19 protein-coding genes are annotated in these 18,206 nt (G+C 73.3%); 9 read left to right on the forward strand and 10 right to left on the reverse strand.

The window, feature by feature from the left end:
• The 3 genes from GA0070213_RS22950 to GA0070213_RS22960 are packed head-to-tail and all read right to left on the reverse strand — an operon-like array spanning position 1 to position 2,715.
• Positions 1-885, reverse strand: coding sequence for an ABC transporter permease (locus GA0070213_RS22950; protein ID WP_091068575.1), 885 nt, complete (start codon positions 883-885; stop codon positions 1-3).
• On the reverse strand, positions 875-1,654 hold the full coding sequence (locus tag GA0070213_RS22955) for an ABC transporter ATP-binding protein (RefSeq protein WP_091068577.1): 780 nt from the start codon (positions 1,652-1,654) through the stop codon (positions 875-877). The genes GA0070213_RS22950 and GA0070213_RS22955 overlap by 11 nt, the downstream gene beginning before the upstream one ends.
• Positions 1,651-2,715, reverse strand: a complete 1,065-nt coding sequence (locus GA0070213_RS22960; protein WP_091068581.1) for an ABC transporter substrate-binding protein — start codon at positions 2,713-2,715, stop codon at positions 1,651-1,653. The genes GA0070213_RS22955 and GA0070213_RS22960 overlap by 4 nt, the downstream gene beginning before the upstream one ends.
• Before the next feature lie 148 nt (positions 2,716-2,863).
• Here GA0070213_RS22960 and GA0070213_RS22965 point away from each other — a divergent pair, with 148 nt between their 5' ends.
• Genes GA0070213_RS22965 through nudC form a run of 3 tightly spaced genes read left to right on the forward strand, consistent with a single transcriptional unit; the run spans position 2,864 to position 6,497 of the window.
• Complete coding sequence (locus GA0070213_RS22965) at positions 2,864-4,174, forward strand: M16 family metallopeptidase (RefSeq protein ID WP_091068585.1); 1,311 nt, start codon at positions 2,864-2,866, stop codon at positions 4,172-4,174.
• Positions 4,171-5,505, forward strand: coding sequence for a M16 family metallopeptidase (locus GA0070213_RS22970; protein WP_091068588.1), 1,335 nt, complete (start codon positions 4,171-4,173; stop codon positions 5,503-5,505). Before GA0070213_RS22965 ends, GA0070213_RS22970 begins: the two co-directional genes overlap by 4 nt.
• Complete coding sequence (gene nudC, locus GA0070213_RS22975; RefSeq protein WP_091068591.1) at positions 5,502-6,497, forward strand: NAD(+) diphosphatase; 996 nt, start codon at positions 5,502-5,504, stop codon at positions 6,495-6,497. The genes GA0070213_RS22970 and nudC overlap by 4 nt, the downstream gene beginning before the upstream one ends.
• 141 nt (positions 6,498-6,638) lie before the next feature.
• On the opposite strand, the gene GA0070213_RS22980 is transcribed toward nudC, so the two are convergent.
• The 3 genes from GA0070213_RS22980 to GA0070213_RS22990 form a co-directional block, all read right to left on the reverse strand.
• Positions 6,639-6,911: a hypothetical protein gene (locus GA0070213_RS22980; RefSeq protein ID WP_091068595.1), complete on the reverse strand. Its 273-nt coding sequence runs from the start codon at positions 6,909-6,911 to the stop codon at positions 6,639-6,641.
• A 198-nt stretch (positions 6,912-7,109) separates the two neighbouring features.
• Positions 7,110-7,349: a DUF397 domain-containing protein gene (locus GA0070213_RS22985; protein WP_091068599.1), complete on the reverse strand. Its 240-nt coding sequence runs from the start codon at positions 7,347-7,349 to the stop codon at positions 7,110-7,112.
• A gap of 71 nt (positions 7,350-7,420) precedes the next feature.
• Positions 7,421-8,392: a helix-turn-helix domain-containing protein gene (locus GA0070213_RS22990; protein WP_091068602.1), complete on the reverse strand. Its 972-nt coding sequence runs from the start codon at positions 8,390-8,392 to the stop codon at positions 7,421-7,423.
• A 202-nt stretch (positions 8,393-8,594) separates the two neighbouring features.
• Between GA0070213_RS22990 and GA0070213_RS22995 the strand changes: the two genes are divergently transcribed.
• Positions 8,595-9,860, forward strand: coding sequence for an MFS transporter (locus tag GA0070213_RS22995; protein ID WP_091068605.1), 1,266 nt, complete (start codon positions 8,595-8,597; stop codon positions 9,858-9,860).
• Positions 9,861-9,916: 56 nt separating this feature from the next.
• On the opposite strand, the gene GA0070213_RS23000 is transcribed toward GA0070213_RS22995, so the two are convergent.
• Complete coding sequence (locus GA0070213_RS23000) at positions 9,917-10,159, reverse strand: mycoredoxin (RefSeq protein WP_091068606.1); 243 nt, start codon at positions 10,157-10,159, stop codon at positions 9,917-9,919.
• 90 nt (positions 10,160-10,249) lie between these two features.
• On the opposite strand from GA0070213_RS23000, the gene GA0070213_RS23005 reads away from it, so the two are divergent.
• The 3 genes from GA0070213_RS23005 (at position 10,250) to GA0070213_RS23015 (ending at position 13,289) form a co-directional block, all read left to right on the forward strand.
• Complete coding sequence (locus GA0070213_RS23005; RefSeq protein ID WP_091068609.1) at positions 10,250-12,445, forward strand: ATP-dependent DNA helicase UvrD2; 2,196 nt, start codon at positions 10,250-10,252, stop codon at positions 12,443-12,445.
• Positions 12,446-12,537: 92 nt separating this feature from the next.
• Complete coding sequence (locus GA0070213_RS23010; RefSeq protein ID WP_091068612.1) at positions 12,538-12,792, forward strand: hypothetical protein; 255 nt, start codon at positions 12,538-12,540, stop codon at positions 12,790-12,792.
• A 131-nt stretch (positions 12,793-12,923) separates the two neighbouring features.
• Positions 12,924-13,289 carry a WhiB family transcriptional regulator gene (locus GA0070213_RS23015; protein ID WP_091068617.1) on the forward strand — a complete coding sequence of 122 codons (366 nt, stop codon included), beginning with the start codon at positions 12,924-12,926 and terminating at the stop codon, positions 13,287-13,289.
• Positions 13,290-13,598: 309 nt separating this feature from the next.
• On the opposite strand, the gene GA0070213_RS23020 is transcribed toward GA0070213_RS23015, so the two are convergent.
• The 3 genes from GA0070213_RS23020 to GA0070213_RS31665 all read right to left on the reverse strand — a co-directional run bounded on the left by GA0070213_RS23020 (position 13,599) and on the right by GA0070213_RS31665 (position 16,416).
• On the reverse strand, positions 13,599-14,945 hold the full coding sequence (locus GA0070213_RS23020) for an ABC1 kinase family protein (protein ID WP_091068621.1): 1,347 nt from the start codon (positions 14,943-14,945) through the stop codon (positions 13,599-13,601).
• 10 nt (positions 14,946-14,955) lie between these two features.
• The gene (locus GA0070213_RS23025) at positions 14,956-16,068 is read right to left on the reverse strand and encodes a TOMM precursor leader peptide-binding protein (protein ID WP_245716520.1); all 1,113 of its coding nucleotides are present in this window, start codon (positions 16,066-16,068) and stop codon (positions 14,956-14,958) included.
• Positions 16,069-16,248: 180 nt separating this feature from the next.
• Complete coding sequence (locus GA0070213_RS31665) at positions 16,249-16,416, reverse strand: DUF5679 domain-containing protein (protein ID WP_007464795.1); 168 nt, start codon at positions 16,414-16,416, stop codon at positions 16,249-16,251.
• A 475-nt stretch (positions 16,417-16,891) separates the two neighbouring features.
• On the opposite strand from GA0070213_RS31665, the gene GA0070213_RS23030 reads away from it, so the two are divergent.
• Positions 16,892-17,410, forward strand: a complete 519-nt coding sequence (locus tag GA0070213_RS23030) for a M48 metallopeptidase family protein (RefSeq protein WP_091068628.1) — start codon at positions 16,892-16,894, stop codon at positions 17,408-17,410.
• 33 nt (positions 17,411-17,443) lie between these two features.
• The gene (locus tag GA0070213_RS23035; protein ID WP_091068630.1) at positions 17,444-18,046 is read left to right on the forward strand and encodes a hypothetical protein; all 603 of its coding nucleotides are present in this window, start codon (positions 17,444-17,446) and stop codon (positions 18,044-18,046) included.
• Positions 18,047-18,206: the final 160 nt, after the last annotated feature.

Here is an 18,206-nt window from a genome sequence, read left to right on the forward strand (position 1 = left end):
TCAGTTGCCGGCCTGGTCCAGCACGCCCCAGCGGCGGCGGATCGCCTTGTCGGCCGCGCCGAACGCGGTGTCCACCAGCAGGCCGACCACCAGGATGACGATCATGATGGCCATCAGTCGGGGCGCCTCGCTCAGTTCCCGGGCGTAGGTGAGCTGCGCGCCGATCGAGGTGCGGGTGGCGATGACCACCAGCAGCTCACCGGCCATCAGGCTGCGCCAGGCGAACGCCCAGCCCTGCTTGAGCCCGGCCACGATGGCGGGCAGCGCGGCCGGCGCGATCACGTACCGGTAGAGGTTGAGCCCGCGGGCGCCGAGGTTGCGTCCGGCCCGGACCAGCAGCGGCGGCACGTAGTCGACGCCGTGGATGACGCCGTTGGCGACCGACGGCGCGGCGCCGAGCACCACCACGAAGAAGATCGCCTGCTCGCTGAGCTGGAACAGCAGGATGGCCAGGGGGAACCAGGCGATCGACGGCATGGTCTGCAACGCGGTGATCATCGAGCCGAGCGCGGCGCGGAGCACCTTGACCCGGGCCACCCCCAGACCGAGCAGCAGACCGACCGCCACCGCGGCGGCGAACCCGACGGCCGCCCGGCGGGCGGTGGTGGCCAACCCCTCCCAGAGCGCGGAGCTGACCAGGTAGTGACCGAGGTCGGCGAAGACGACCGCCGGGCCGGGCAGCGCCCAGGGCTCCTTCCAGCCGCTGAGGACCACGGCCTGCCAGATCGCGATCGCCAGCGCCAGCGCGGCGAACTTGGGCCAGGTGGCGGACCAGAGCCGACGGAGCCGGGACGGGCCCTTCTCCCGGCCGGCGATCTCCAGCGCGTCGAGGCCGGAGATCTCCGCGTCGTTCCGCGCCGTACCGGCGAGGGTGTCACTGGCCATGCCGGCCCACCTCCTTGCGCAGCCGGTCGGTGACCTCGGCGGCGATGGCCGACACCTCCGGCGAGTCGATCCGCCGGGGCCGCGGCACGTCGACCCGGGTGGAGTAGATGATCCGGCCGGGCCGGCTGGAGAGCAGCACGATCCGGTCGGCCAGGCGCGCCGCCTCGCGCACGTTGTGCGTGACGAACAGGACGGTGAGCTTGCGCTCGCCCCAGATCCGCTCCAGCTCGTCGTGCAGGATGTCCCGGGTCATCGCGTCGAGCGCGCCGAACGGCTCGTCCATCAGCAGCACCGGGGTGTCCAACGCGAGCGTGCGGGCCAGCGCGACCCGCTGCCGCATGCCGCCGGAGAGCTGGTGCGGGCGCTTGCGGCCGAAGTCGGACAGGTGGACCGTGCGCAGCAGCTCGGCCACCCGCGCCCTGCGCTGGTCCCGGGGGAGGCCGCGCAGCTTCAGCGGCACCTCGACGTTCCCCTCCACGGTCGACCAGGGGAACAGCGCCGGCTCCTGGAACATCAGGCCCGGGTTGACGCCCTCGCCCACCTCGATCGTGCCGCCGCTGAGCCGGTCCAGCCCGGCGACCAGGTTGAGCAGCGTGCTCTTGCCGCAGCCGGACGCGCCGACCAGGCAGACGAACTCGCCCGGCGCGACGTCCAGCGACAGCCCGTCCAGCGCCAGGACCGCCTGCTCGCCCTGGCCGTACACCTTGGTCACGCCGCGCAGCGCGACCGAGCCGGTCGCGCTGCGCGGGGTCGTCGTGGTCGACGTCACGGCTGGGTGACCTCGGGCTTGCCCTCGGCCTTCAGCACCTCGTTGAGGAACTTGAGGTCGTAGAGGCCGTTCAGGTCGACCGGCTCAGTCAGCCCGACCGCGACGGCGTGGTCCAGGCCGGCCTTCAGCGAGGACGCGATCGGGTCGTTGGTGAACTCCAACGTCGGCCAGGCCTGCTTGATGAGCTTGACGTCCAGCGGCTTGCCGGTGATCTTGCCGATGTGCTCGGAGATGGCCTGCTGGGCGTCGTCCGGCTTGGTGTTGACGAACTCGTTCGCCGCCACCTGACCCTCGACCAGCTTCTTGACCACGTCCGGGTGTGCCTTGAGGAACTTGGTGCTGACCAGCAGGTTGGTGATGACGAACTTCTTGTCCGGCCAGAGGTCGCGCTCGTCGACGAGCACCTTGCCGCCGGCGTTGACCAGCCGGGAGACGAACGGCTCCGGCACCCAGGCGCCGTCGATGGCGCCGCTGCCGAAGGTCTCCACGGTCTGCGCGTTCTCCTGCGGGACGACCTTGACGTCGCCGCCGCCCTCCTTGGTGGTCTGCAGGCCCTTCTCCTTGAGCCAGTAGCGCAGCGCGACGTCCTGCGTGTTGCCGAGCTGCGGGGTGGCGATCTTCTTGCCGCGCAGCTGCTCGGGCGAGGTGATGCCGGGCTTCACCACGAGCGCGACGCCGCCGGACGCGGCGCCGGAGACCACCCGGACCGCCTCGCCCTTCGACTTCGAGAAGGCGTTCACGGTCGGGTTCGGACCGATGTACGTGGCGTCGAGCGCACCGGAGAAGACCGCCTCGATGGCCGCCGGGCCGGCGTTGAAGGTCTTCGTCTCCAGCGTGACGTCGCTGCCCAGCTTCTCCTTGAAGATCCCCTTCTCCACGCCGACCACCGCCGGCGCGTGGGTGATGTTGGGGAAGTAGCCCAGGCGCAGCGTCGCCGGGCCGGAGTCGCCTCCGGCGTCGCTGTCGTCGCCGCCGCAGGCGGCGGTGGTGCCAAGGGTGGCCGCGCCGACCGCGGCCAGGGTCGCCAGCGTGACCAGGCGGCGCAGGGGGAGCCGTCTCATCGATCGTCCAATCCGCAGTATTCCTACTTAGTTGGTAGGAAGACTGGGGCAGAACGCGGTCGGCGTCAAGACCCGTCCCGCATCTGTCCACCGTTCGGCCACGGCACACCGCCGGTGCGGCCGGTACGGAAGCGCTAGTGTCGATCGCGTGCCGACCCGGAGAGCCAGGATTCCCGCCACGAAGTACCCGGTCGAGCGGTTCGCCCTCGACAACGGCCTACGAGTGGTGCTCACGCCCGACCGCAGTGCCCCGGTGATCGGGGTGGCGGTGGTCTACGACGTCGGCATCCGCTCCGAGCCGCAGGGGCGCACCGGCTTCGCCCACCTCTTCGAGCACCTGATGTTCCAGGGCTCGGAGAATCTGGAGAAGCTGGCCCACTTCCGGCACGTGCAGGGTGCCGGCGGCACCTTCAACGGCTCCACCCACCTGGACTACACCGACTACTTCGAGACGCTGCCGAGCAACGCCCTGGAACGGGCGCTCTTCCTGGAGGCCGATCGGATGCGCGGCCCCCGGCTCACCGAGGAGAACCTGCGCAACCAGGTCGACGTGGTCAAGGAGGAGATCCGGGTCAACGTGCTCAACCGGCCGTACGGCGGGTTCCCCTGGCTGACGCTGCCTCCGGTGATGTTCGACACCTTCCCCAACGCGCACGACGGCTACGGCTCCTTCGACGACCTGGAGTCCGCGACGGTGGCCGACGCCGCCGACTTCTTCCGCCGCTACTACGCCAGCGGCAACGCGGTGCTCGCGGTCAGCGGCGACATCGACGTGGCCGAGGCGACCGCCCTCATCGAACGGCACTTCGGCGACGTGCCGGCCCGGCCCGCCCCGGAGCGCCCCGACTTCACCGAGCCGGACCTGACCGCCGAACGGCGCAGCACCTACACCGACGCGCTGGCCCCGCTCCCGGCGGTGGCGGGCGCCTGGCGGGTGCCCGACCCGATCACCGACTTCACCGGCTACCTGCCCTACGTGGTGCTGGCCGAGGTGCTCACCGACGGCGACGCGTCCCGCCTGGTCGAGCGGTTGGTGCAGGGGGACCGCACGGTCACCAGCGTCGGCGGCTACCTCGGCTTCATGGGTGACCCGTTCGACGTGCGCGACCCCACCGCGCTGCTGCTCCAGGCGCACCTGCCGCCCGGCGGCGACGTGGACAAGGTGCTGCGCACCGTCGACGAGGAGTTGGACCGGCTGGCCACCGACGGGCTGGTCGAGGGTGAGCTGGCGCGTACCCAGGCCCGGATGGCCACCCACCTGCTGCGGGACACCGACGCGGTGCTCGGCCGGGCGCTGCGGATGGCGGTGCTGGAACAGCAACGCGGCGAACCGGGGCTGCTCAACGACCTGCCCCGGCTGGTCGGCGCGGTCACCGAGGACCAGGTCCGCGCCGCCGCCGCCACACTCCGCCCCGAGCGCCGCGCGTCCGTCGAGGTCGTGGCCGGAGGTGCCCGATGAGCGCTGCCACCACCACCGTCCGGCCGCTGCCGGCGCTCGGTGCGAACAAGCGCCTGACCGTGCCGAAGCAGGCCGAACGCACGCTCGGCAACGGGCTCACCGTGATCGCGGTACGCCGCCCCGCCGTACCCCTGTTCGAGCTGCGGCTCTGGATGCCGTTCGGGCGGACCCACCTGGCCCGCGGCGCGATGCTGGCGCAGACCATGCTGGCCGGCACCGAGGCGCACAGCGCCACCGAGATCGCCGCCGAGCTGCAGAAGGTCGGTGGCGGGCTCGCCGCCGGCCTCGACCCGGACCGGCTGATGCTCTCCGGTGCGGGCCTGGTCACCGGGCTGGACCGGATGCTGGAGCTGCTCGCCGAGGTGCTCACCGGTGCCACCTACCCGGGCGACTGGGTGGCGACCGAGCGGGACCGGCTGGTCGACCGGATCCAGGTCGCCCAGAGCCAGCCCGCCCACCTGGCCCGGACCGCGCTGCTCAAGCGGGTCTACGGCCGGCACCCGTACGCGGTGCAGACGCCCGAGCCCGACCAGGTGCGGGCGGTCCGGCCGGCCGCGTTGCGCCGCCTGCACGCCGAGCGGGTGCACCCGGCCGGCGCCGTGCTGGTGCTGGTCGGCGACGTGCGGCCGGAGCAGGCGCTGGACGCGGCCGAGGCGGCGCTCGCCGGCTGGCGGGGAGACGGTCACGTCGCCGAGCTGCCGCCCGCCCCGCCGCTGGAGCCGGGGCCGCTGCTGCTGGTCGACCGTCCGGGCTCGGTGCAGTCCTCGCTGCGCCTGGCGCTGCCCGCGGTGCCCCGCACCCATCCCGACCACGCGGCGCTGCAACTGGCCAACCTGATCTTCGGCGGCTACTTCTCCTCCCGCTGGGTGGAGAACATCCGCGAGGACAAGGGCTACACGTACGGGCCGCACTCGTTGGTCGAGCACTCGGTGGCCGGCTCGGTGCTGGTCGCCGGCGCCGAGGTGGCGACCGAGGTGACCGCGCCGGCGCTGCTGGAGACCCGCTACGAGCTGGGTCGGCTGGCCACCGTGCCGCCGAAGCCGGAGGAGCTGGAGCAGGCCCGCCAGTACGCCCTCGGCACGCTCCAGCTCGGCATGTCCACCCAGGCCGGTCTCGCGTCGCTGACCAGCGCGTACGCCGGCAACGGGCTGCGCCTGGACTTCCTCACCGAGCACGCCGCCCGGCTGGCCGCCGCGACCGTGGACGACGTCGCCGAGGCGGCCGCCCGCTACCTCGCCCCGGCGCAGGCGGTCACCGTGGTGCTGGGGGACGCGGCCCGGGTGGCCGACTCGCTCGCCGCGCTCACCCCGGTGCGCACGGAGTCCCCGTGAGCGGCGGGCCGCGTCCGCCGGCCGTACCGGTCGCGAACGGCGGCTCCGCCGGTGAGCAGGCGCCGCCGCTGGCCCGGTCCACGCTGGACCGGGCCGCCCACCGGCGGACCGACCCGGCCTGGCTGGCCGAGGCGTGGGAGCAGGCCCGGGTGCTGGTGCTGGACTCGACCGACGAGGGTCGGACCCTGGTTCGCGGCGAGGGCGCGCCCCCGGAGTTGGTGCTTGTCGGCCCCGGTGAGCTGCCCGAGGTGCCGCGCTCGGTGCCGATGTTCCTCGGCCTGGAGCCGGACGGGGTTCCGGTCTTCGCGGTGGACGGGCCGCTGCCGCCGGTGCCGGACGCCCGCCGGGCCCACCTGCGCGAGGTCGGCCACCTGATGACCGACCGGGACGCCGGCCTGTTCACCACCGCGTTGGCGCTGCTCAACTGGCATCTGCGGCACGGCTACTCGGCGGCCACCGGGCAGGCGACCCGGGTGGACGAGGCCGGCTGGTCCCGGATCGACCCGGGCGGTCACCGGACCTGGCCGCGCACCGACCCGGCGATGATCGTGCTGGTGCACGACGGGGTGGACGGCCCGGAGGGGCGCTGCCTGCTGGGCAACAACGCGGCCTGGCCGAGCAGTCCCGGCGTGCGCCGCTACTCGTGCCTGGCCGGCTACGTCGAGCCCGGCGAGTCGGCCGAGGCCGCCGTGCTGCGCGAGGTCCGCGAGGAGGTCGGCGTCGCGGTCGAGGAGATCGGGTACGTGTCGAGCCAGGCCTGGCCGTTCCCGGGCTCGCTGATGCTCGGCTTCCTGGCCCGGGCCGACGCCGACGAGGAGATCCGGGTCGACCCGACCGAGATCGCGCACGCGCGGTGGTTCAGCCGGCGGGAGATCGGGGCGGCGCTGGCCGGTGAGCCGGTGCCGGTGGACGGCGGGGACCGCCTGCTCCTGCCGCCGCCCTCGTCGATCGCGCTCTTCCTGGTGCACCGCTGGCTCGACGGCCACTGCTGACCCGGGTGCGAACGCGGTCCCGGCCCGGACCGTCGTTGCCGCGGCGGTCTCGGGCCGGGAACACGGGCCGTCGTGGCCGGGTGAGGCGTGGAGCGCGGCGGGGGAGCCGGTCCGGCCACGACGGACGTCAGCGGGCGGTCGTCAACCGTCCCAGCGGTACGGGCGGCCGCGGCCGGGGGCGGGCTCCTCGATGGGCAGCACCTTGACCCGGTGGCGGCCGGTGCGTACCGCGCCGACGGCGGACAGCGCCCGGGCGAGCAGGAGGGCGGCGTCCCGGTCCTCGGCGTGGACGACCTGGCGGCGGGGCTCTGGCGCGCGGGTCTCGTCCCGCAGGCGACCGCCGTCGGCCCAGACGGCGGCGATGTCGGCGTCGGCGGCGTTACGGATCTCGGTGCGGACGATCAGGAACCGCATGGTGTCCCCCGGGAGACGGACGGATGCGCGGTGGAACTTCCACGTCACTCCATGCGTCATCGTACGCTCGCCCGTCGTCCCAGCAAGTGAAACCGGCCGGCTCGACCGTTCGGGGGACCCCAGGTCAGCACGGTTGTCGGGGGTGGACGTGCGAGGGGCCGCCGGCATGACGCCGACGGCCCCCGGGCACTCGCCGGATCAGTTCAGGTCGAACTGGCCGTTCTTCGCTCCGGCGATGAAGCCGAGCCAGCCGGCCCGGTTGAACAGCAGCACCGGCCCGCTCGGGTCCTTGCTGTCGCGCAGTGCCATGGTCGCCGGCCCGGTGCCGAGCGGTGCGACCTCGACGCAGTTCGAGGTCTGGCTGCGGGTGCTCTTGCGCCAGGCGGCGCCGGCGAGGCGCCCCGAGCGGGCGGTCGTGCTGTGGCGGATCTCGTTCATGGTGTCCTGCTCCTGATGAGGTGCTCCGATGGGAACGAGCGACGCCGGCGGCGGACGGTGTCCGCCGGGGATCACCGTTCCGTCGTGAGACGCCCCGAGTCGCGGCGGCGCTGGGTCGGCGCCGTTGCCGGCCCGTGCGCCCCGGTGGACTCGACTGCCGTGCCGGTCAGCCGTCCCGTCGCTTCGATCAACCAGGAGAGGGTGTCCGATGCGGAGAGTGCCGACGAGCATAGCCACTCGTACACCACTTTATAGCGATTTAGGGTGTTTACCTCGGTCGACATGACGTCGGTGAACCCACTTTCGATAGCCAACGTCTCCGGATCGAGGGGGTCGGCGAACCGATAGACCGAGAAGGCGGTCGGCGGAAGGTACCAGTCGCCCACCCGCGTGTCCCGCAGCAGCAACCGCAGTTCCACGTTCGGCAGCAGGGCCAGTTCGCACAGGTGGACGAGCTGCTCGTGCAGCACCTCCGGCGGGCCGGCCCGGCGGCCGAGCGCGGCCTCCTCCAGCACCGCGGTGTACCGGGGCACGTGGGTCAGCAGCGACTGGCGCGCCTGCCGGGCGGCCACCTCGGTCTCCGGGGCCTCCGGGTCCGGGTCGCCGGCCTCCTCGGCCACCCGGGCCGCGGAGAGGATCCGGTGCCGGGCGTACCCGGGCGTCTGCAACAGCCCCGGCACCAGCACCGGGTTGTACTCGGAGATCTCCGCGCAGCCCGCCTCCAGCTCGGCGAAGGCGCGCTGCTGCTGGGTCATCACCGGGAAGTTGCGCAGCCAGCCCCGCATGTCGCCGGCCTCGTGGGTGATCCCGGTCAGCTCCGCGCGCAGTTCCTCGTCGGCGCCGTAGAGCGTCAGCAGCACGTCGACGTCGTCCGGGTCGGGGCGGCTGCGGCCGTTCTCCAACCGGGACAGCTTGGATGCGGAGGCCCAACCGATCCGCTCGATGACCTGGTCACCGGTCAGACCGGCCTGTTCGCGGAGCCGACGCAGCTCGGTGCCGAGGCGGCGACGACGCAGAAACGGGCCTGGTGCGGCAGGAGGCACGGCGTCCTCTTTCCCGTCGACCGTCGCAAGACGCGACGGTAACTGTATGGAATTCGCCCCCCACGGCCAGTATGGACGGCGCGACCGGTGTCGGCGGGTCCGGCGAGGGCGTGTCACGAGACAAAAAGAGGACTGTGGAGAGCGCCTTCATCCGGCGCCCGCCCCCGACGCGCCCGCGGGCGCACCCTGCCGGAGGGAACCGATGCGCACCGTCCTGCGCCGCCCCGACTTCCGCCTGCTCTTCGCCGCGATGGTGGCGAGCATGGCGGCGGAGTCGATCCTGCTGCTCGCCCTGGCCGTCTGGGTCAAGGACCTGACCGGCTCGGACAGCATGGCCGGGGCGACCGTCTTCGCCGTCATCGCGCCGATGGCGTTCGCCCCGCTGGTCGGCTGGGTGGTCGACCGCTACCGCCGCCGGCCCTTCTTCATCGCCGCCAACCTGGTCGCCGCCGTGCTGCTCGGTCCGCTGCTCACCGTGCGGGACCGGTCCGACGTCTGGGTCATCTACCTGGTGGCGGCGCTCTACGGCCTCTCCTCGATCACGGTGACCGCCGTGCTCAACGGGCTGATCCGCAACCTGGTCCCGGCCGACCTGCTGGCCGACGCGAACGGGGCGCTGCAGACCGTCCGTCAAGGGCTGCGGCTGGTCGGGCCGCTCGCCGGGGCCGCCATCTACGCCGCCGTCGGCGGCTGGCTGCTGGCGTCCGTGGCGATGGGCGGGTTCCTCGCCGCCGCCGCGGTGGTCGGCCTGCTCCGTGCGGACGAGGACGGGCCGCCGGCGCCCGGGCGCCACTGGGCCGCCGGGGTGGGCGCCGGGCTGCGCCACCTGGCCCGCCAGGTGGCGCTGCGCCGGGCGCTGGTCGGCTACGGGCTCGGTTCGCTGGTGATGGGCTTCAGCGAGTCACTGATCTTCGCGTACGTCGACCTGGGTCTGCGCCGCGACGCCGCGTTCGTCGGCGTGCTGGTCATGGTGCAGGGCGTCGGTGGCCTGATCGGCGGCCTGCTCTCGGCCGCCGTGGTCCGCCGGCTCGGTGAGCTGGGCGCGCTGGCCGCCGGGGTGACGTTCTTCGGCCCGGCCATGGTGGCGCTGGCGTACCCCCGGCTCTGGCTCGGGGTGGTCGCGCTGCTGCTGGCCGGCGTCTCGCTGCCGCTGACCATGGTGGGGTTGCACACGCTGGTCCAGCGCCGGACGCCGCCGGGGCTGCTGGGTCGGGTCACCGCCGCGTCGAAGGCGCTGATCAGCGGCCCGCAGGCGGTCTCCATCGGCACCGGCGCGCTGCTCGTCGGGGTGTTCGACTACCGGTTGCTGTTCGTGCTGGTCGGCGCGATCACCACGGCCGCCGGCCTCTATCTCTGGCGGGGCCGTGGGCTCACCCCGCCGGGCGCCGGCCCGGCCCGCGTCCCGGGCCCCCGCCGGCCGCTCGACGACGAGATGCTCGCCACCACCCACCGGCGCCGCACCCGCTGAGCAGAGACGAGCGGCCGCACCCCCGCGGGGTACGGCCGCTCGGCAGGTGCGGTCGGTCAGCCGGGGAGCGCGGCGAGGTGCTGCTTCACCTGGTTGATCGAGGGGTTGGTGAGCGCGCTGCCGTCGGCGAAGCGCAGCGTCGGCACCGTCTGGTTGCCGCCGTTGACACCCATCACGAACTCCGCGGCCGCGGTGTCCTGCTCGATGTCGACCACCTCGTACGCGATGCCCTCCCGGTCGAGCTGCGACTTCAGCCGGTGGCAGTAGCCGCACCACGGGGTGGAATACATCGTCAGCATGGTCTGGTCCTCCAAGGGTGGCTCGCGCCCGGTCCGATCAGGCCAGGCTAACCGCTGCAACGTCGGACGGGGCTGGGATGATTCCCTGCTGTGGGGGTTCACTCAGCGGCGGAGCGGGTGCTGACCGGGCTGGATCCGGAGCAGCGCTCCGCGGTCACCGCCCCGGCCGGCCCGGTCTGCATCCTGGCCGGCGCCGGGACCGGCAAGACCCGGGCGGTGACCGCCCGGATCGCCTACCGGGCGCTGGGCGGCGACATCGCCGCCCGGCACGTGTTGGCGGTCACGTTCACCGCCCGCGCCGCGGCCGAGATGCGGAGCCGACTCACCGTGCTCGGGGTGCAGGGTGTGCAGGCGCGCACGTTCCACGCCGCGGCGCTGCGCCAGGTCCGCTACTTCGTCCCCCGGCTGCTGGCCGGGCGGGCCATGCCGGAGCTGCTGGACAGCAAGGTGCGGGTGGTCACGCTGGCCGCCGCCAAGGTGGGCCTGCGCACCGACCGGGCCGCCGCCCGCGACCTCGCCGCCGAGATCGAGTGGGCCAAGTCCTCCCTGGTCGAGCCGGACGAATACCCGGTGGCCGCGGCCAAGGCGCTGCGCGAGACGCCGTACGAGCCGGCCCGGGTGGCCGAGGTGTTCACCGCATACGAGCGGCTCAAGCGCGGCAACGGGGTGATCGACTTCGAGGACATGCTGCGCGCCGCGGTGTGGGGGATCGAGGAACACCCGGACGTGGCCGAGCAGGTGCGCAACCAGTACCGCCACTTCGTCGTCGACGAGTACCAGGACGTCAACCCGCTCCAGCAGCGGCTGCTGGACGTCTGGCTCGGCGGGCGGGACGACCTCACCGTGGTCGGCGACGCCAGCCAGACCATCTACTCGTTCACCGGCGCGACCTCGTCCTACCTGGTCGACTTCCCGCGGCAGCACCGCGGCGCGACGGTGGTCCGGCTGGTCCGCGACTACCGCTCCACCCCGCAGGTGGTCGGCCTGGCCAACGCGGTGATCTCGGCGGCCCGGGGCGCCGAGGCGCGGCTGCGGCTGGAGCTGCACGGCCAGCGCCGGCCCGGCCCCGAGCCGGAGCTGCGGATCTTCACCGACGAGCCGGCCGAGGCCAACGCCGTCGCCGCCCGCTGTCGGGCGCTGGTGGCCGGCGGCACCCCCGCGCGGGAGATCGCGGTGCTGTTCCGCACCAACGCGCAGTCCGAGGCGTACGAGAAGGCGCTCTCCGAGGCCGAGGTGCCGTACGTGCTCCAGGGCGCGGAGCGGTTCTTCGAGCGGCCCGAGGTGCGCCAGGCGATGATCGCGCTGCGCGCCGCCACCCGTTCCGTGCCGGGGGAGACACCGCTGAGGGCGGCCGTGGTGGAGGGGCTCACCGCGGTCGGCTGGGCACCGGACGCGCCCCCGGCCGGCGGTGCCGCCCGGGAACGCTGGGAGGCGCTCGCCGCGCTGGTCCAGCTCGCCGAGGAGTACGCGGCGACCCCCGAGGTGGTGCCGATCGGGGAGGCCGCCGCGGTGGAGCGGCCGGTGACACTGACCGGCTTCACCGAGGAGTTGGCCCGGCGGGCCGCCCAGCAGCACGTGCCCACCGTGGAGGGGGTGACGCTGGCGTCGCTGCACTCGGCCAAGGGCCTGGAGTGGGACGCGGTGTTCCTGGTCGGGCTGGCCGAGGGCACGATGCCCACCTCGTACGCGAAGACGCCGGAGCAGGTCGAGGAGGAGCGGCGGCTGCTCTACGTCGGGATCACCCGGGCCCGGGAGTGGCTCTGGCTGTCGTACGCGGCGGCGCGCTCGCCCGGCGGGCGGGCCCGGCGGCCGTCCCGCTTCCTGCCCCAGCTGGACCGCTCCGGCGGCGGTGAGCGGGCCGGCGGCGCGGGCCCGGCCCGACGGGCCGAACGGCGACGACCGCAGGTGGTCTCCTGCCGGATCTGCGGCGCCACGCTGCTCGCCGGCGCGGACCGGAAGCTCGGCCGCTGCCCGACCTGCCCGTCGGACCTCGACGAGGAGCTGTACGAACGACTGCGCGAGTGGCGGCAGCGGGTGGCCGGCGCGCAGAAGGTGCCGGCGTACGTGGTCTTCACCGACGCCACACTCACCGCGCTGGCGGAGCGGAAGCCGGGGCGCGTCGAGGAGCTGGTGGCGATCGCCGGGATCGGGCCCCGGAAGGTGGGGCTCTACGGCGAGCCGGTGCTGGCCCTCGTGGCCGGCGCCACGGTGGACCAGGTTCTGCCCGCAGAAAAGTTTCAAAATCTAGCCGTAAATCGTTTGCCCTCCCCCGAGGGCGAGGAATAGCCTCAGGACACACCTCACGAGCAGCGCTGTTCTGGCTGCTCACGGGGGATGAGTCCATGGTCGGCACGAGGAAGGTCAGGGAGGTGGCACCAATGGAGATTTACATCTACGAGCGTCCGGCGGCTATGCCAGCTGCCGGCGTTCCCCTGTCGTCCGTCCGGGTGGCCCTTGCCGCTCGACCGTCGGCTCCGCAGGTGCACCAGGTCCAGGCTCAGGCCGAGCTGAACCTGACCGTTGCGCCGGTCACCGGAGTCGAGGGGACCAGTGGCTTCACGGGCATGGGCATCGGCGGCGCCAAGAAGCGCACTGATGTCCGCGGCGTTCCACCTCGAGGTAGACCGGTCTGATCCACAGACCACCGGCTCACCTCGAGGCCGCGGAACCCGCACACCGGGATCCGCGGCCTCAGTTTTTGTACCGCCGCCGTACGTCGGAAATGCGATCCACGAGATCGAAGTGAGAGAGAGGTGACCGGAGGATGAGTCTGGCGTTGGCCCCACTCGACGTGAGCGTCGAGGTGGAGGCGAACCTGCCCTGCCGGAAGTTCGACCCCGACCTGTGGTTCTCCGACTCGCCCACCGAGCTCGAGCTGGCCAAGTCGCTCTGCGGGGACTGCCCGCTGCGCGTCGAGTGCCTGGCCGGGGCGGTGGAGCGGGCCGAGCCCTGGGGCGTCTGGGGCGGCGAGATCTTCGAGCGTGGCGCGGTCGTCCCGCGCAAGCGGCCCCGTGGCCGTCCGCGCAAGGAGGACCTCGCCCGTGACGCCCAGCTCCGGGTCGAGGCGGAGGCGCGACTGGCAGCCAGCGGGCTGTCCGAGTCGCGTAGCGCCGTCCGGCTGGCAGCCTGACCTACCTGCGTTCCACGACCGACCGACCGATGCCGGTGTCCCTCCACCGGCCGACCTGAGAGAGAAACCCATGCTGCACCTGCCGAACGGAACCGAGATGCAACTACTCCACGAAGCGTTGTCGAGGGCTCGAATGCCCCGGCCTCAGGCCGGTCGCACCACCACGAGCACTGAGGCAACCCGTTCCGCCCGTACCGTCGCCATGCGGGGTCGTGGCCAGTCGGCCCGCGACCTGGGCGTTCTCTAGATCCACCACCTGAGGAAGGGGCGGTGACCGAATGGTCGCCGCCCCTTCGGCGTGCTCCGTGCTCAGGCCACCGGGGCGAAGCCGGGCAGCCAGCGCTCCAGGATCGCCCGGTAGGACGCCTTCGCCTCCAACTGGCAGAGCACTCCGATCGAACCCAGCGTCACCCGGTGGATCATCAGGTAGGACGGCGGCAGGTTGAGCTGCCGGCTGAGTTGGTAGGCCGCCGAGCGGGGGCTGGCCAACCGGGCCGCCTCGGCCCGCAGCCAGGCCCGGGTGAAGCGGAACTCGTCGGCCGCGATCGGCTCCAGCATCGGCCGGAGGAAGTCGAGGACCGCGGGAGCGTCGATCGGCTCGTTCCGCCCGACGAAGCCCTCGTCGCGCAGCCCGTCCACCACTCCGTCGGCGTCGCCGCGCAGCGCGAGCGCGGCGATCCGGCCGATCGGCTCCGGCGTGCCCTCCGGCATCCGGGCCACCGCGCCGAAGTCGATCACACCGAGCCGGCCGTCCGGGAGCAGCCGGAAGTTGCCCGGGTGCGGGTCGGCGTGCAGCAGCCCGGCCCGTTCCGGCGCGGAGAGGTGCAGCTCGGCCATCAGCCGCCCGGCCTCGTTGCGCTGCTCGTCGGTGCCCTCCCGGATGATCTCGGACAGCGGGATGCCCTCGACCCACTCGGTGATCAGCACGCGGGGCGCGGCGTCGAGCACCTCCGGGATGAAGATGTCCGGATCGTCGGCGTACGCGGCGGCGAACGCCCGCTGCGACTCGGCCTCCAGTTCGTAGTCCAGCTCCTCGGTGATCCGCTCGCGCAGCTCGGCCAGGAGTGGCTTGACGTCCAGCCCCGGCTGGATGGCGCGGAACATGCCGCCCAGGCGGGAGAGCTGCTTGAGGTCGGCGAGCAGGGCGTCGCCGGCCCCCGGGTACTGGATCTTCACGGCCACGTCCCGGTGGAGGGGGCCGCCGTTCGGTCCGTACCCCGGGTCGCGCCAGACCGCCCGGTGCACCTGGCCGATGCTGGCCGCGGCGGCCGGGACGTCGTCGAAGGAGACGAAGCGGTCCCGCCAGTCCGGCCCGAGCTGCTCGGCGAGCACCTTGTGCACGGTCGCCACCGGCAGTGGCGGGGCGGCCTCCTGGAGTTTGGTGAGCGCCTGCCGGTAGGGTGCGGCGACCTCCTCGGGCAGCGCGGCCTCGAAGACCGACAGGGCCTGGCCGAACTTCATCGCCCCGCCCTTGAGCTGCCCGAGGACGCTGAACAACTGCTCGGCCGTGCGCTGCTGGATCTCGGCGGAGATGACGTCGGACGCGAGCCCGGTGACCCGCTTTCCCATGCCGAGGACGGTTCGACCGGCGAATCCGAGCGGCAGGGCGGCGAGTTTGGCGGTGCGGGACACGGCCCGCCGCGGGATGTCGGTCACCGGACCATTGTTACCGACGCGAGGGGCCCGCTGCTGGCGTGCGGCCGGGAGCGGGCGGGGCCGACCGGATCGAGCGACGCCCGCAGCAGCCGCACGCGGGGTGCGGGGACCATCGGCGGCGCCGGAAGCGACCGGGGCCCCGTACCTCGACCGCCGAGCCGAGCGTCTCCGGGGTGCCGCCGTCGAGCTGGGCCAGCGCCTCGGCCGCCGCGAAGGCCGCCGCGGCGAGCCGGGTGGTGACCGTGCACGCCGGGTCGCCGACGTCGGCCGCGAGCTGGGCGGCGAGCGTCGGCCAGGCCGGGTCCCGGTCGCCGCGGTGCAGGTCGATACAGCGCAGGCACGGGCCGGCGGGCGGACGCACCAGCGGCCCGACCACCGGCACCCCGCCGCGCAGGTCGAGCAGGAGGTGGGGTTGTCGGCGGCGGGCGTGGCCGGCGGCGAGCAACTCGGCCGGGCGGCCGACGCCGAGCTGCACCACCAGGTCGGGCCGGGCATTCCGCAGCGGGCCGGTGGCGGTGCCCGGCGCGCACCGTCCCAGCGCCGCGCGGACCGCCGGGGCCAGCGGCCGGCCCAGCTCCTCGTCGGGCAGGCCGGTGCCGACCAGGTCGCCGGCGCGGACCGGGCCGGACAGATCGGGTACGACGTGTCCGATCCCCGCCTGGGCCAGCGCGACGGTGACCGTCGCGCCGAGCCGGCCCGAGCCGGTGACCAGCACCCGGGCGGCCCGCCGGCGGCGTAGCAGTCGGGCCGGCGTGCCGGGCAGGTGGGGTGCGACCAGGGCCAGGGCATCGGCCTCCGCGACCAGCCGGGTCCGCGGCGGTCCGGCGAGGTTGCGGGGGAGCAGCGTCTGCGCCGGTACGACCAGACCGGCGGCGCGGAGCGCGTCGAGCAGGGCACGGGCCTCGGCCGGCGGAACCCGGGCGGCGGTGGCGGCGGCCAGCACGGCCCGCTCGCTGCGGGTGCCGTCGAGCAGGTCGAGCAGGTGCGTGGTGCCCGGGGTGGAGACCTCGACCAGCACCGCCGGGCCGGGCTCCACGCCGAGCTGGAGGGTGCGCCGGTCACGCCAGAGGCGGGTCAGCCCGGGCAGCAGGGTGGGGCGGATGAGGGGCGTCGGCTGGGTCACACCACGAATGGTGACCGTGTCCGCGCACTCCGTCGTTCGTTGTCCACAAGCGCGGCGCGCCATGGCCAGCGTTGTCCACAGGATTTCGCCGGTTTTCCACAACCGGTCGGTAACCGTGTCGGATCGCCGACGGGGGAGGGGCGGCCGACGGCCACCCCTCCCCCGAACGAACCGGTCGGGTCAGACCTTGGCCTTGCCCAGGATGCGGTTCACTGTTGTGCCGCACACCGGGCACTTGCCCTTGGCCATGTTCATGCCGGTCTTCGAGACCTCCACGTGCCCCTCGAAGTCCCGCTTCTCCTTGCACTTGACGCAGTAACCGTTGTAGGTCTGGGCCTGGTCGGCCACGGTAGCCTCCTCGTCTCGTCCGCCGGAGGTGCCCGGCGGGTCTCCCTGCGGCGGGCCACGCGTGGCACCGGCGCCGGGGGTTCTCCGCGATCAGTCTCCTGACCGCTGGTTGGCGGACCCTACCCAGGTCTGGGCGGTTCCATGTCAGCTGCACGCCGACTCTGTGAGCAAGTCGACGACGAGAGTGTGCATGCCGAGTAACGTCGGATAAGTCAGTTTCGGGAGGACACGCCGGGTAAATACGCTCAGATCCCCTTCGCGCGGCCCCCGCGCCGACGACCCGTCGTAGATCATCTAACGTGACGAGTGGCCGAGAGGTGATGGTCAACTACCGTCGCAAAGAAATTTTTCGGGACTCCTGGCCACCAAACGCCATTTTCCGGGCGCGTGTCGCCGTGTTGACTCTTGCGGACTCCTGGTCAGTACGCATTACCTTTTCCCTCGTGACAGTCAACCGAGGCTGCGCGGCGCGGTAATGGCCGTGGCGCGGAAGCCCGTCGTCGAGGTGCGGCGCAGTCAGCGTCGGCGACGCACGGTGTCCGCGTACCGGGACGGCGAGCGCGTCGTCGTGCTCATCCCGGACCAGTTCTCCCGCGCCGAGGAGAGCGAGTGGGTCGACCGGATGTTGGCCCGGTTGGCCGCCCGGGAGGGCCGCTTCGCCCGCTCGGACGCCGAGCTGCTCGCCCGGGCCTGCCGTCTGATCGGCCTCTACCTGTCGGACCACGGTTCCGTCGCCGAGCCGGCAAGTGTGCGCTGGGTGACCAACCAGAACGGCCGCTGGGGCTCCTGTACCCCGGCCGACCGCACCATCCGGATCTCCCACCGGATCCAGGACATGCCCGACTGGGTGATCGACTACGTCCTTCTCCACGAGTTGGCGCACCTGATCGTTCCCAGTCACAACGCCACGTTCTGGTCCCTGGTCGCCCGCTACCCGAAGGCCGAGCGGGCCCGGGGCTACCTGGAGGGCGTGGCCGCCACCGCCGGCATCTGAGCCCCGGCTCGCGGGGCGGGTTAGGGTCGGCGGATGGTCCGACGTGTGGTGGTGGCGTTGCTCGGCCCGGTGTCCTGGTCGCCGCCGGGGATCCCGCCGGAGCGGTGGCGGACCGCCCTCGCCGAGGACGTGGTGGACCTGCTGGCCACGCTGAACGAGGTGGAGACCGCGGTGGCGGTCACGCCCGCCGACCGCTGGCTGGCCGACGCGGTGGTCTGGCCCGGCACCACCGTCCACGAGGTGCCCGAGCCCACCCCGAACGCGGTCCTCGCCGCCGTGGCCGGTTACGACCAGGCGGCCGTGGTCGCCGCCGACGCGCCCGACGTGCCCGGGCTGACGCTCGGCAAGCTGCTCCGGCCGCTGTCCAGCCGCCCGGTGGCGGTCGCCCCGGTGGAGGGGAGCGGGCCGGGGCTGCTCGGCGTGGCCGCCCGGCTGCCGGTGCCGCAGTGGTTGCCGGCGCTCGATCTCGACACGACCGCTCCGGCCGAGGTGCGGGCCGCCGCGCCCCGACCCGGAGACGTGGCGGTCACCGCCGGTTGGCGCCGCCTGCGCGGCCCGGCCGACCTGGGTGCGCTCGACCCGGCCTTCGAGGGCTGGGACGCGACCCGCGCGCTGCTTTCCGGCCGCCCCGGCTGACCCGCCCGCGCGCCACGTCGCTCCGCTGTCCGCTGTCCGCTGTCCGCCCGCGTGTCTCGGCGAGGAACGAGGGACTCCCATGGGCGCCTACGAACTCGATGACGCGGATGAGTCGGCTCGGCGTCGAGCCGCGTGTCGGCATCGGCTGCGGCGAACCTGT

The sequence above is a fragment of the Micromonospora humi genome, from assembly GCF_900090105.1.
In the GTDB taxonomy this organism is placed as follows: Bacteria; Actinomycetota; Actinomycetes; order Mycobacteriales; family Micromonosporaceae; genus Micromonospora; species Micromonospora humi.